We start from the raw sequence: 12,744 nt of genomic DNA, 5'->3' as shown, positions 1-12,744 counted from the left end.
TTAGCGTGATTGATATATACTATTTTGCCTATGAGGCGTGTTGCATTCGTCTACAATCCCGCCAGCAATAGCGGCCGTTCCGCGGGACCCTTCGAACGGCTGAAGCGGCAAACAGCCGGCTGGCCGGAAACAGCATACCGGACGTCGCGCAGGAGCGGAGATATACGCGGACTTGCGGCGTCGCTCGCTGAATCGTTTGACGTGGTGGCCGCCTGCGGGGGTGACGGGACCGTCCACGAAGTGGCAGGCGCACTTGCCGGCACGGCGTGCGCGCTGGGCGTGGTTCCCGTCGGCAACGGAAACGATACGGCCAAGAGCCTGGGCGTGCCCCTTGACGTGGAGAAGTCCCTGGCGCTGCTGCGTGAGGGGCGGATACATTCGGTGGACCTGGGCAGCTGCAACGGCCGCCATTTCATCAACACCCTGGGATTCGGTTTCGACGGGGAGGTCGCCGGGATGGTCCGCGAAGGGGGAGGGAGCGGCAGGTTGGCCTACGTGGCCGCTGCGTTGCGCACCTGTCTCATGCACCGGCGCATGGCCTGCGGGATCGACGGTGAACCGGTCCCGCGTGCACTTCTGCCCCTGCTGCTGCCCCTGTTTATCGCGGGCCGCCAGGGCTGGCTGCCTGTGGTGCACAGCAGGCCGGTGCGGGAATGCCGGCTCAGGTTCGATGCGCCGGTGTCCGCGCACATGGACGGTGAGGCCTTCGGAGAAGGGGAACGGGATTTTTTGGTACGGATCCATCCGGGGGGACTCCGCGCAGTCTGTGGTCCGGACGCGGCCCTGGCACGATCCGGTCGGGAAAGAGCTTCAGATCTTTGAGATGGCTTCCTTCAGGTGCTCAATGAGCACCGGCTTGACCAGGTAGTCGGCATAGCCCGTCTTCCCGGCGCGCTCCAGGGTGGTACTGTCGGAATTGCCCGTTACATAGATTACCGGGACAGAGGAGAAGTCGCGTATCTGCCGGATGGCCTGTATGCCGTCCACTACACCCTCCAGCATGATGTCCATCAGGATGAGTTCCACCTGCTGCTCCTGGACGTACTGCACGGCCTCTTCACCCTCGCTGAGCGTCTCCGCCACGCGGTAGCCCAGCCGCTGGACCATCATCGAAAGCATAAGGGAGAGCACCCGGTCGTCTTCCACTATCAATACGCGCATGAAGCGGGGATTACCACATTAGAGGGAATGGTCCCGTCCCGCGTATCGGAATGGTGCCTCCCGGTTTGAACGCCTATAAGTAATTGCAAGCCAGTGACTTTGTCAAGTTCGGCTCTCTCCTTGTTTGCTATCTTTACCACTCTTTCAGGTCTTGTTCTGAAGAAATATATTTTGTCAAACATAGTTATAGGGAGGTGTCACTCATTTGTTCCATGGAAGCTTCTTTCAACACCTGGACCACGATTTTTCTGCTGGCCGCCCTTCACGGGCTTGTGCTGTCGGGACTGGTATGGCGGCGAAACGGAACGCGCTCCTCGCGATTCATGGCCCTTTTCCTGTTGCTATTTTCGATAACCCTCGCCACCTACGTGGCCTATTGGACCGGCTTTCAGCGCGTCTACCCGCACCTCATGGCGGTGGCCGAACCGTTATACTTTCTCTTCGGACCGGTGTTCTTCGCCTACATATTCACCACTCTTTACCCGGAGGCGGTGATTTCCCGGAAACATCTTGCCCATCTGCTGCCTTTTGCACTCTACCTGGCATGGATGGCACCTTTTTTCCTTCTGTCTGCGCCCGAAAAGCTCACTTTTTTACGCACCCTGGCTTCCGAGTGGGGCAGCCTGGAGCGCCTGCTGCCGGTGGGCGCCAAGGTACTGCATCTGAGCGCCTATCTGGGCGCCTCGCTGTGGCTGATACGGCGTCGATTCCGTGGCGTAAGAATCCATGAGGTAGCCGATTATTCCAAGCTGCGTCTGCGCCTTCTTGTCACGGCAGCCTGTTTCGGCGGTTTTATTGGCTGCTATACACTCTATTACGTACTGGTGCACACCATCGACTTCAACGTGGAATTCGATTACATGATATCGGGGGCCATGACGCTCTTTATCTATACCGTGGGCTATCTTGGCTACCTGAACGGTCCAACGGGAGAGGAGCTGCGGATCGTTCGCAAGTACGAAACCTCCACAATGGACCGCCGGGAACTTGACGAGCAGCTGGAGCGGCTGCAGTCGCATATGCGCAGAGAGAAACCGTGGAAGGACGGAGAGCTGAGGCTGGCCGATCCCTCCAACCGGGACCTGACCATACTGCACATCGCCTTCGAGTCGGGTTTCAACAACAAGACCTCCTTCAACAAGGTCTTCAAGGAGAATGCCGGCAAGACGCCGTCGCAGTTCAAGAAGGACCGTTTGTACGGAAATTCGGCCTGAAAAGGGGTCAACCTTTATAAACAGAGACGATTTAAGACGCTTAGAAGGCAAATTTGGGAGAAACCCTACTTTTAACGTCACAGAACCGCCATGAAAACGCTTCTTGCCTTTGTTGTACTGCTGATGATACTTGCCGCCGCCTCGCACGCCCAGCAATCCGAAAGTCCGGAATCACTTCGCATAGCCAATCTTGAACCCGCCCATTTCTACGATTTCTGGCTGGGCGAGTGGAACCTGACCTGGGAGAACAGGGACGGGACGACCGGTCGGGGCACCAACCGCATCGAACGCATCCTGGGCGGCAGGGTGATCCAGGAGAATTTCTCCGCCGAGGGGGGAACCATGGACGGCTACGCCGGAAACAGCTGGTCGGTCTTTCAGCCGGCCTCCGGCATGTGGAAGCAGACCTGGGTGGACAACCAGGGAGGCTACCTGGATTTTACCGGGGCTGTAGACGGCGACCGGCGCATTTTCCACCGAACAGGGATGGACCCGCAGGGCAACGAGGTTTTACAGCGCATGGTTTTTCACGAGATTACGCGCGACAGCCTGACCTGGGACTGGGAACGCTCTGCCGACGGGGGCGAGAGCTGGCAGCTGCAATGGCGCATTCGCTACAGACGCGCGCAATAGCGCGCCGTGCAGGAAATTACGATCCTTTAACGGTCAATCCTGGCAGACTTACTATATATATGTCGTATAATTTATATTATGTAAAGTTAAACATATGGACATGGAGACCAGCGCTGTGCCGGATCCTGTCCACCCTGCCCTTCGGACCTCTCCACACCGCCGTCAGCGGTCGGAAAGATCCGGCTACAAGGAAAGTCCTACTGATTGGGTACGATGCGTACGATGCCGTTGTCTGACTCGGTGGCTACATAGAGGTAGCCGTCCGGCCCCTGCTCGATGTTACGTACCCTCCCGATGCCGTCAAAGGCGATCTGCTCGCCTGTCACTTCGTTGTTTTCCACCTCTACACGTACGAGATAGCCGAATTTCAGGGATCCAGCCAGCAGGTCTCCCTGCCAGTCAGGATAGCGATCGGAGGTCACGAAGGTCATGCCTGAAGGCGCGATAGACGGGTTCCAGTACCATACCGGCTGCTCCATGCCCGCCCGGGCGGTATCGGAGGTAATCTCGTCTCCGCCGTAATCGACGCAGTAGCAGATCTCCGGCCAGCCGTAATTGTTTCCGGCCCGGATAATGTTGATTTCGTCGCCGCCCTGCGGACCGTGCTCATGCTCCCAGAGCTCGCCCGATTCAGGGTGAAGGTCCATGCCCTGCGGATTGCGGATACCGTAGGCGAAGATGGCGTCCAATCCCTCCTGTCCCACGAAGGGGTTGTCCTCCGGAATGCTGCCGTCGGTGTTCAGACGGTATATTTTACCCATGTCCCGGGTGATGTCCTGGGGATTTTCCCCGCGGTTGCCGCGGTCGCCAATGCCAAAGAAGACGTGACCCTCGTTGTCGAAAACGATGCGGCTTCCAAAATGCTGTCCCCGTCCGCTGTTGGGCTCGGCCTTGTAGAGCACTTCCTGGTCAACCAGGCCGGTGCGATCGTCGTTGAGCCGGGCCCGCATGAGGGCCGTGTTAGCGCCCTCGCCGCCCTCAGGACTTGAATAGGTGATGTAGATCCAGCCGTTCTCCTCGTAATTGGGATGCAGGGCGATGTCCAGCAATCCCCCCTGGCTGCGCGCCCAGATCTCCGGCAGACCATCGATCGTGCGTATGGGCTCGCTGCCATCGCCGAAGAGGTGGAGGCTGCCGCTGCGTTCGGTCACAAGCATCTGTCCATCGGGAAGCCAGGTCATGCCCCATGGCACCGAAACGGCGGTCGTGACGGTTTCAAGGGTGTACCCGGAGGTGTCCAGGGTGTCCTGTATGCCCTGTCCCATGACGGGTTGGCTGCCATCGGTTGAGGTATTCGACGGGGCGGCCTGGTCGGTCTGTCCCCCGCTGCAGGCGGCCAGGAAGAGTGCAAGCATCGCGACGATGGTGGATGTACGTGACTTGTGCATGGAAAATCGACTGTTATTATGATTGATGACCTTGTAGCCAAGGTATAAGAAGGAAAAATTGAGGGCGATATCCCAATGGTTTTACAAAAGGTTACCCTTGCCGCCACCGTTCCATGTCGGTACACCTCCGGTATGCCCTCTATAAGGGAGGCCCCTGCCCTCCCTGGGGCTGAACCCTGAGCTCCTCCACTACGCTGCGTCCGCTCAGCCGCGCCAGCGCGACCACAATCCGCGCCACATCTTCGGGATCCACCAGCTCGCGCGGGTCACGGTCAGAATCCTTCCAGGAGGAAGAGTGCGTCTGTCCCAGGTTGACGGCGGTGACCCCTATGCCCTCCTCCTTCAGCTCTTCGCGCAGCGAGCGCGTAAACCCCAGCAGCGCATGTTTTGAGGAGGCGTAGGCGCCGCTCTCGGCCAGTCCCTGCAGGGCGCCGACCGAGCAGATATTGACCAACAGCCCCTGTCCCTGCTCCTTCATCCCGGGCAGGAAGCGTCCGGTGGCATGTACGGCCGAGAAAAGATTACTTTGAATTTGTCTGTGGTATTCTTCGTATGTCGTTGCCTGCAAGTCCTTTAGAAGATACGATCCTGCGTTATTGACAAGCAGGCCTACGGGCGGCCAAGTGTCCGGAACCTCCAGCGCCTGCACCTGCTCCGGCTCCGTCAGGTCGCAGCATTGCAGTTCGGCGCCGGGAGCGCCCTCCTCCATGCAGCGGCTTCGGGTACGCACGAGTCCCTCGCGGCTGCGGGCCACCAGCAGCAGGTAGACGTCACCCTCGCGGGCGAGTGCGCGGGCAATGCGGCGGCCAATGCCGCGGCTGGCACCGGTTACAACGGCGGTAAATGGCGAGGAGAGTCGACTCATGGGCGGCTCAGCGCACCCCCATGAATTTGTGGGTCTGCAGGCTTATTTCCCATTGAGGATGTTGTTTTATATAGTCGAAAATTAGTGGGACGGCCTCCTCGCTTCGGCTCCATTCAGGCTGCAGTAACAGGCGCGTGTTGTTGGGGCAGCGGGCGGCGCACGACTCGGCCCACGCCAGGTCCTTGGCGGTGAGCACCACTACCTTTAGCTCGTCCGCGCAGGCGTAGGCCTCCTTCAGCGGCTTCTTGAAGCGTTTCGGGGAGAGGGTGACCCAGTCAACGTGTCCCGACATGGGCGAGGACCCGCTGGTCTCGAGATGGGTGCGCAGGCCGGCCTGCCGAAGCGCCCGCGTGAGCGGTCCCAGATCGTGCAACAGGGGCTCCCCGCCGGTGAGCACAGCCATAGGCGCCCCGCTTTCGGAGGCGGCCTCCACCAGCTCGCCCACGGTGACGGGCGGGTGCTTCTCCTCGTCCCAGCTCTCCTGCACGTCGCACCACCAGCAGTTGACGTCGCAGCCCGCCGTACGTATGAAGTAGGCGGCCTTACCGGTATGCACGCCCTCCCCCTGTATGGTCAGGAAGTGTTCCATGACCGGATACGCCACCTCCGAGAGTTTCCTCCCGGAGGTTCCGGCATTATTTGGTGTGGCGGTTTCGGCTCGGTACATGGTGCAGGTCGCATTTATAAAGAAGGCCCTCCACCGCATGGCGGAAGGCCCTCAAAATAACCAATTCAGGCGGAAATGTGTATCAGGATTCGGGGAATTTGATCTCGCAGCCCAGCGATTTGGTCTCCTTGGGACCGATCTCTCCGCCGTTGGCCAGCGCGTTGATGGCGTCGCGCAGGTAGTGCTGCCCGACGTCCTCCGCCGAAGCGGCATTGTCGTCAATGGCGCCTTTGTAGACCAGCTCCATGTCGCCGTTGAACAGGAAGACATCGGGAGTGTGTGTGGCGCCGAAGGCTGAGGCCAGGCGCGCATCTTCGTCCAGCACGTAGGGAAATTCGTAGCCGCTGCTGCGGGCGCGCTGCACCATGTCTTGGAAGCTTTCTCCACCGTCGCGGATAGCCGCGTTGGAATTGGGGAATATCACGCCGATATCGTTCTCCTCGGCCAGGCCGGCAACGGGGTTGTAGCGGTCCTCCCAGCGTTCCACCCAGGGACAGGTATTGCATGAGAAGACCACCAGCACGCCGTTCTCACCGGCCACGTCGGACAGGCTCAGCATCTCGCCGTCCACGTTCTGCATCTCGTAATCGGTAAGGGGCGCCTTTGCACCAAGTTCAAGCTTGGGATTCGCCGGCTCTTCCAACGGCACAAAGGCCGCCAGGCCGAAGCCAAGCATCAGTACGGTAAGCAGACGAAGCGTTTGTTTAAACATGATATCAGGGGTTTATTGCTTGTTTGACGTATTTCTCGAAAGTTTCGAAAGAAGTTTTGGCCTGCCAGCTGGCCACCACGCTGCCGGAGGTGTCGTAGACCTTGCTGAAGGGCAGCGCGCCGCTCCAGTCGGAGGAAAGCGATTCAATAAAGGCCTGGTCCCCGCCCTGCTTGAAATAGGTGGTCCAGTCCACCCCCTGCCTGCGCAGGAAGTCGAGGGCGCGGCCGCGCACGTCGGGAAAGTCGGCCGACACGAAGATCACCTGCACCTGGTCGGCGTACTTTCGCTGAATATCGACGAGATGGGGAAATTCCTCGATGCAGGGGGCGCACCAGGTGGCCCAGACGTTTACGATTACGGCCTTTTCCCCCTGGTAGGAGTCAATGACCTGCTGGAGGGTATCCGGCCCGGCGTCCACCAGCAGCTCTTCGTCCGAGATGGCCTGCTGCGCAAAAGCGGTACCGGCCGATGCGCTCAGAGCCAGCAGGATGGCAAGTTCGATGATCGGGATCTTTGCTTTCATTGATTCGGATCCGAGGGATTCCAAAAGTGTTGGTCCAGGTCTACCCTGTAGGGTTCCACGAAGGTGACGCCCTCCTGGCGGAGTCTCTCCCGCATGGTGTCGTCGGGAAAGTGTTCACGGCCGCTCAGCTCACCCAGCCGGTTCACCACCCGGTGCGCCGGCAGGCGGTCGGCGGAACCGTTGAGGGCATAGCCTACCATCCGAGCTCCTGAGGCAATGCCCAGGTGCGAGGCGACGGCCCCGTAGGTGGTTACCCGTCCGCTTGGAATGCGGCGGACCACCTCGTAGACCCGTTCGTAGTAGTCTTTTTCAGAGGCGTTCATGGCCTTAACGTTCCAACAACTTTTCTAAGTATGCGTTCGTCCGGGGGTCATCCTCCTCTGAACGCCCTTTCACAAGATCCAGCAGCTCGGCGCCCAGCAGCCTGTAGATTTCCCGCAGGCGGGGATGATCTTCGAGCAGCTCCAGGTGTTTCTCCACGGTGCCGGCGTCGCCCCGGGATATGGGACCGCTGAGCGCCTCCCCGGTGCCTTTGACCGCGATGTTTTCGGCCGTCTGCCGCACCAGGGGACCCAGCGCGCGCACCAGCTCCCCGCGCTCCTCCTCGCTCTCCGCCCCTGCCCTTCCGGCCGCCTCCAGCAGGGCCACCAGGTAATTGGAGGCAAAGACCGCGGCCAGGTGGATATGCGGTTTCTGCTGAGGACGCACCTTCAGCAGGCGGGCGTTCAGCAGGCGGGCCAGCTTTTCCAGCAGATGGAGAGCCCGGGCGTCTCCCTCGGTGCTGAAACAGATGCCATCGAACAGTCGGGCCCCACCCCCGCCTTCGGCCGTGAAGCTCTGCAGGGGATGAAAGGAAGCCGTGCGGGCGCCCTTGTCGGACAGGGGTGAGAGCGCATCGGAGGTGAGCGTACCGGAGCAGTGTACGGCGCAGCGCCCCTCCCAGATTCCACCCAGGCCGGCCAGTCGCGCAGCCGTTTCGGCCACGGCCCCGTCTGGCACGGCAAGCAGAAGGAGCCCTCCCAGTTCATCCGTGGTGTCGGGAAAGGCGCCGGAGCGGGCGCCTGAAAAGCGATCGGCGTGTCGGGTAGCGCGGGATGGGGTGCGATTGTAGACACCGGCAACGTCCAGTTCCAGCTCCGAGAAGGCCTCCAGGAAGGCCCCGCCCAGCGCTCCGGTCCCTATGAGACTGACCGGCGGGAAGCTCACGGCCGTATAAATACGTTTTGGCGGTCGCCGTAGGCGGTCACCAGACTGCCGCGGTTGTTGCTGTATTCGCCGTTCAGAAAGGTGATGTCCAGCTTCCAGGCATGTGCCACCAAAACGCCTGCGATAAAGGACGAGGTGCCCCGGATGTGCGATTCGCCGCTGTTCAGGTAGTTGAGGAGTCCCGACTGGTTGTTCGAGGCGATCATCCTGCGCACCTTTTCGAATTCCTCCGTGCGCTCGTTATCAAGCTCGCAGCAGAAGACTACCAGCGCCCGCCTGGAGGCCAGCACCTCCTCGAGCACCCAGGCCAGCTCCTTGACAATGGCCGGGCCCTGGTCGGCCACCTGTACGCTGAGCACGGAGAAGTCATCCCCGAAGGTGCACTGCAGCATCATCAGCTGCTGGAACAGGCTCATATCCTCGCTGTAGCCCTCGTCGTGGATGAAGAAATCGTCGTCTTCGTCACAGAACTCGTCACGCATGAACTCGTTGGCCTTCACCTGTCCCAGCGGGGTCTTGAAAAAGCGATTGGAAGGCATGGGCAGCCGCTTGTCAAGGTCTTCCCCATACGTCTCCACGACCACCACGGTCTCGTAGTTATCCGGGTCGATGCGGCTGTAAATGTCGCATGCCCGGTCAAAGTTTTGGTCGTCTATGGTAATGGGCGAAAAGAGAACGCGGATGTGGTCGCTGCCGGCTCCCCTGTTGGCATCCCTTGCCCGGTTGAGTCCTTCGGTGATCTGCTCCCGGGTGTACGAGGTGATGTTCATGGCAGAAAAACGATGCGCTGATCCTGTTGCTAGATGAAGTAGGCCAGGGCGACCCAGTGGCCATCGTGCGTAAAACTACAAATTTTGGCCCTCATCTCATTATTAAATATCGCCTCAAAACGCCCTTCCCCGTCGGGTGACAGGCACACCTCGTTCATGTTGGTCCTCAGTCCCCTGCCCTGTAGTTTGAGCATGGCCTCCTTGAGCGTCCATATGCGGAGGGTGTCGACGCTCTCCATGGGCTTCACCTCCCCGGGATGCATCATGCGAGACCGCAGGTGCGCATGCACGCGACGCCCCTCCGGCTCCATGTCGAGTCCCACTTGCCCGTCGCCCGACAGCACGCAGGCGATACGGCGGTCGGTGTGGGTGAGGCTCAGGTGCACACGGCGGCCGCGGTATTCCCCGTAGGGCCTGCCTCCCTCCTCCCTCAGGATGCGCAGTTCGGCCGGCTCCATGCCGGCGGTGCCGGCCAGGCGGCGTATGAGCATGCGGCTCATGCCGTATTCACGCCGCCGGCGCACGCTGCCCAGACTGGCCATCTCCTCATGCTCCTCCCCCGAGAGTCCGTCCTGGCCGCCCTCCGCGTCCATCCGGCTCCAGGCCAAACGCACATAGCCCGGCAGCATGGGAAGGCTGTTTTGGTCGAGTATTTCGAGAGGTTTCCGGCGGTCCATAGGATCAAAGATAAGAGCCTCTCCTATAAGGGGAAAGAAAAGGGCCGCAGGCACCTCACAACTTTGCATCATATTTCCTATTTTTGGTGATTTGGCACCCCCAATGAAGACCCACAACCTCAACTATCCATGAGCGAATCCGAATCCACGATTTCCGAGCAGCATGAAATTCGCCTCCAAAAACTGAATGAGCTGCGGGATATGGGGCTCGATCCCTATCCCTATTCCTTCGAGGTGACCCACAGCAGCCGCGAAATCCTGGAGCATCCCGACCTTGTCATCGGCGACGGACAGGAGCACGGGGAGGCGGAACAGGTGTCCGTGGCCGGGCGCATCATGACGCGGCGCATCATGGGAGGCTCCACTTTTTTCAACCTGCAGGATGCCGAGGGCACGGTGCAGGTTTATATCCGCAAGAACGACGTGGGTGAGAAGACCTACAATACGGTATTCAAGAAACTCACCGACATTGGTGACATCGTCGGTATCAGGGGACACGTCTTCGTTACCGGAACGGGTGAAACCACCGTCTACGCCAAGGAATTCATCATCCTCAGCAAGTCGCTACGCCCCATTCCCATGCCCAAGGAGGCGGAAAACGAGGAGGGCGAGACGGTCACCTACGACGCTTTCACCGACAAGGAGCAGCGCTACCGCCAGCGCTATCTCGACCTGATCGTCAATCCCGAGGTGCGCGAGGTCTTCCGCCAGCGTACCGAGATGGTGCAGGCCATGCGCGAATTCATGAACGGAAAAGGCTACCTGGAGGTGGAAACCCCCATCCTGCAGCCCCAGTACGGGGGCGCCTCCGCGCGGCCCTTCGAGACCCACCACAACGCCCTCGACATGAAGCTCTACCTGCGCATTGCCAACGAGCTCTATCTCAAGCGACTGATCGTGGGGGGCTACGAGGGGGTCTACGAGTTTTCCAAGGATTTCCGCAACGAGGGACTCTCCCGCTTCCATAACCCCGAATTCACCCAGGTTGAGCTCTACGTGGCCTACAAGGACTACCACTGGATGATGGATTTTGTCGAGGGGATGATCGAAAAGGTGGCCCTCGCCATGCACGGCAGCACCATCGTCACGGTGGGAGGCGAGGAGATCGATTTCCGCCGCCCCTGGCCGCGTATTCCGATGCTGGAGGCTATCGAAGAAAAGACCGGTAAGGACCTGTACCGCAAGGGTTTGGATGAGCTTAAGAATATCGCATCCGAGCTTGATATTACCCTGGAGAAGGGCGCCGGAAAAGGCAAGATCATCGACGAGATTTTCGGGACATATGTGGAGCCGGAGCTCATCCAGCCCACCTTCATCACCGACTATCCCCTTGAAATGAGTCCCCTGGCCAAAAAGCACCGCAGCAAGGAGGGCCTGGTGGAGCGTTTCGAGTGCATCTGCAATGGCAAGGAGATCGCCAATGCCTTCTCGGAGCTGAATGACCCGGAGGACCAGCGGCGCCGCTTCAAGGAGCAGGCGCAACTGAGGGAGGCAGGCGACGAGGAGGCCATGTCGCTGGACGAGGATTTCCTGCGCGCGCTGGAGTACGGCATGCCGCCGACGGCCGGGCTGGGTGTGGGCATCGACCGTCTGGCCATGATTATGACCGACTCCGACTCCATCCGCGATGTGCTTTTCTTTCCCCAGATGAAGCCCGAATAACATGAAATTCGAATGGTACCTGGCGCTTAGGTATTTCCGCGGGCAGCGAAAGCAGGCGCGCTTCCTCTCCTTCATCAAGTCCATGGCCATTGTGGGAGTGGCGGTGGGCTCCGCAGGACTGCTTATCGCCCTCTCCATCGTGCACGGCTTCAAGTCGGTCATCGATAACAAGGTGATGGGCTTTGCTCCTCACATGACGGTCGAAACCTTCACCGACAGCCCCGTTTATCGCTCCGACACCTTGCTTACCTGGCTGGACCGCTTTCCTGAAATTCGCGAGGCGCAGGCCGTGGTCGAAGGTGAGGCCATGGTGCAGACCGCATCGCAGGTCACCGGCACCCGCTTCAAGGGGGTCTCGCCAGGCGCCGTGGTCACCGACCTTCAGCAGTATGTGAGCCGCGGCGAATACGACCTCTCCTCCGACTCGGCCGGCATGCCCGGCATCGTGCTGGGCAGCAGCATGGCCCGCAGCCTGGACGCTGACATTGGCTCAGTGCTTACCGCCTTTACGGCGGAGGGCATCCCCTCCCCTCTCAACTCGCCCGAAATCCAGCAGTTTCGCCTCACCGGCGTCTATCAGACCGGCATAGACCGATTCGACGACCTGCTGGCGATCATCGACAAACGTTACGCCGGACAACTATTTCAGCTGCCCGGCGCCCACGCAACGGCAGTGGAGGTGCGGCTGGAGGATCCCTCCGCCATCGACGCCTTTGACAGGACACTTTCGGAAAACCTGCCCTTCCCCTACCGTACCACTACCATCCTGGAGCAGTACGGCAGCATCTTCGCCTGGGTGGAGATGCAGGAGCAGATCATTCCATTCGTGATCAGCGTGATGATCCTGGTGGCCGCCTTCAACCTCATCGGAACCATCCTGATGATGGTCATCGAACGCACGCGCGATATCGGTATACTCAAGACCATGGGTACGCAGAACCGCCAGGTGCGTACAATCTTTCTGCTGGAGGGGCTTTTCGTGGCCCTGGTGGGCCTGGCCATCGGCTTCGCCCTTTCGCTTGGATTTGCCTGGGTGCAGTCCACCTGGCAGCTCATACCCCTCTCCGAGCAGAACTACTACATGAGCTACGTACCGGTGCAGCCCCACCTCCTCGATTTCGTCATCACGGCCGGAGTGACGCTGGCGCTCTGTACCCTTGCCACCTGGCTGCCGGCCCGGGTGGCCTCCCGCACAAATCCCCTCAACGTCATCGCCTACGGCCGCTAACCAAGTCTAATAAGTCGAGAAGTCCAGGAGTCAGAAAG

Annotated in this window: 15 protein-coding genes; 5 read left to right on the top strand and 10 right to left on the bottom strand. The window is 60.1% G+C overall.

The genetic code is table 11. The annotated features are described in order from the left end of the window. Positions 1-30: 30 nt before the first annotated feature. A complete protein-coding gene (locus U5K31_14350) occupies positions 31-822 on the top strand; it encodes a diacylglycerol kinase family protein (protein ID MDZ7773903.1) in 792 nt (263 codons plus the stop codon). Here the strand turns inward: U5K31_14350 and U5K31_14345 are convergent. Then, the gene (locus U5K31_14345) at positions 811-1,161 is read right to left on the bottom strand and encodes a response regulator (protein ID MDZ7773902.1); all 351 of its coding nucleotides are present in this window, start codon (positions 1,159-1,161) and stop codon (positions 811-813) included. The two genes, U5K31_14350 and U5K31_14345, sit on opposite strands and share 12 nt — an antisense overlap. Before the next feature lie 194 nt (positions 1,162-1,355). Between U5K31_14345 and U5K31_14340 the strand changes: the two genes are divergently transcribed. Together U5K31_14340 and U5K31_14335 are read left to right on the top strand one after the other, a co-directional pair. Further along, positions 1,356-2,375, top strand: coding sequence for a helix-turn-helix domain-containing protein (locus tag U5K31_14340; protein MDZ7773901.1), 1,020 nt, complete (start codon positions 1,356-1,358; stop codon positions 2,373-2,375). Between the two features lie 90 nt (positions 2,376-2,465). Further along, positions 2,466-3,008: a hypothetical protein gene (locus U5K31_14335; GenBank protein ID MDZ7773900.1), complete on the top strand. Its 543-nt coding sequence runs from the start codon at positions 2,466-2,468 to the stop codon at positions 3,006-3,008. A 197-nt stretch (positions 3,009-3,205) separates the two neighbouring features. On the opposite strand, the gene U5K31_14330 is transcribed toward U5K31_14335, so the two are convergent. From U5K31_14330 to U5K31_14290, 9 genes are all read right to left on the bottom strand, one after another. Then, complete coding sequence (locus U5K31_14330; protein ID MDZ7773899.1) at positions 3,206-4,396, bottom strand: PQQ-dependent sugar dehydrogenase; 1,191 nt, start codon at positions 4,394-4,396, stop codon at positions 3,206-3,208. A gap of 139 nt (positions 4,397-4,535) precedes the next feature. Next, the gene (locus U5K31_14325; protein ID MDZ7773898.1) at positions 4,536-5,261 is read right to left on the bottom strand and encodes an SDR family oxidoreductase; all 726 of its coding nucleotides are present in this window, start codon (positions 5,259-5,261) and stop codon (positions 4,536-4,538) included. A gap of 7 nt (positions 5,262-5,268) precedes the next feature. Beyond that, a complete protein-coding gene (locus tag U5K31_14320; GenBank protein MDZ7773897.1) occupies positions 5,269-5,928 on the bottom strand; it encodes a 7-carboxy-7-deazaguanine synthase QueE in 660 nt (219 codons plus the stop codon). Positions 5,929-6,010: 82 nt separating this feature from the next. Beyond that, positions 6,011-6,640 (bottom strand): thioredoxin family protein, encoded by a 630-nt coding sequence (locus tag U5K31_14315; GenBank protein MDZ7773896.1) that lies wholly within the window; start codon positions 6,638-6,640, stop codon positions 6,011-6,013. A 4-nt stretch (positions 6,641-6,644) separates the two neighbouring features. Beyond that, positions 6,645-7,163 carry a TlpA disulfide reductase family protein gene (locus U5K31_14310; GenBank protein MDZ7773895.1) on the bottom strand — a complete coding sequence of 173 codons (519 nt, stop codon included), beginning with the start codon at positions 7,161-7,163 and terminating at the stop codon, positions 6,645-6,647. After that, positions 7,160-7,486 carry an MGMT family protein gene (locus U5K31_14305; protein ID MDZ7773894.1) on the bottom strand — a complete coding sequence of 109 codons (327 nt, stop codon included), beginning with the start codon at positions 7,484-7,486 and terminating at the stop codon, positions 7,160-7,162. Before U5K31_14305 ends, U5K31_14310 begins: the two co-directional genes overlap by 4 nt. A 4-nt stretch (positions 7,487-7,490) precedes the next feature. Next, positions 7,491-8,369 (bottom strand): DUF2520 domain-containing protein, encoded by an 879-nt coding sequence (locus U5K31_14300; GenBank protein MDZ7773893.1) that lies wholly within the window; start codon positions 8,367-8,369, stop codon positions 7,491-7,493. Then, a complete protein-coding gene (amrB, locus tag U5K31_14295) occupies positions 8,366-9,139 on the bottom strand; it encodes an AmmeMemoRadiSam system protein B (protein ID MDZ7773892.1) in 774 nt (257 codons plus the stop codon). Before amrB ends, U5K31_14300 begins: the two co-directional genes overlap by 4 nt. Positions 9,140-9,168: 29 nt before the next feature. Then, entirely contained in the window at positions 9,169-9,888 is a 720-nt protein-coding gene (locus tag U5K31_14290; GenBank protein ID MDZ7773891.1) for a 4'-phosphopantetheinyl transferase superfamily protein, read from the bottom strand. A 57-nt stretch (positions 9,889-9,945) separates the two neighbouring features. Here U5K31_14290 and lysS point away from each other — a divergent pair, with 57 nt between their 5' ends. Beyond that, positions 9,946-11,478, top strand: a complete 1,533-nt coding sequence (gene lysS / locus U5K31_14285; GenBank protein ID MDZ7773890.1) for a lysine--tRNA ligase — start codon at positions 9,946-9,948, stop codon at positions 11,476-11,478. 1 nt (position 11,479) lies between these two features. Next, positions 11,480-12,706, top strand: coding sequence for an ABC transporter permease (locus tag U5K31_14280; GenBank protein MDZ7773889.1), 1,227 nt, complete (start codon positions 11,480-11,482; stop codon positions 12,704-12,706). Positions 12,707-12,744: the final 38 nt, after the last annotated feature.

The organism is Balneolaceae bacterium (assembly GCA_034521445.1).
In the GTDB taxonomy this organism is placed as follows: Bacteria; Bacteroidota; Rhodothermia; order Balneolales; family Balneolaceae; genus JAXHMM01.
The sequence above is the reverse complement of the archived record's forward strand: the minus strand, read 5'-3'. Positions and strand labels throughout refer to the sequence as shown.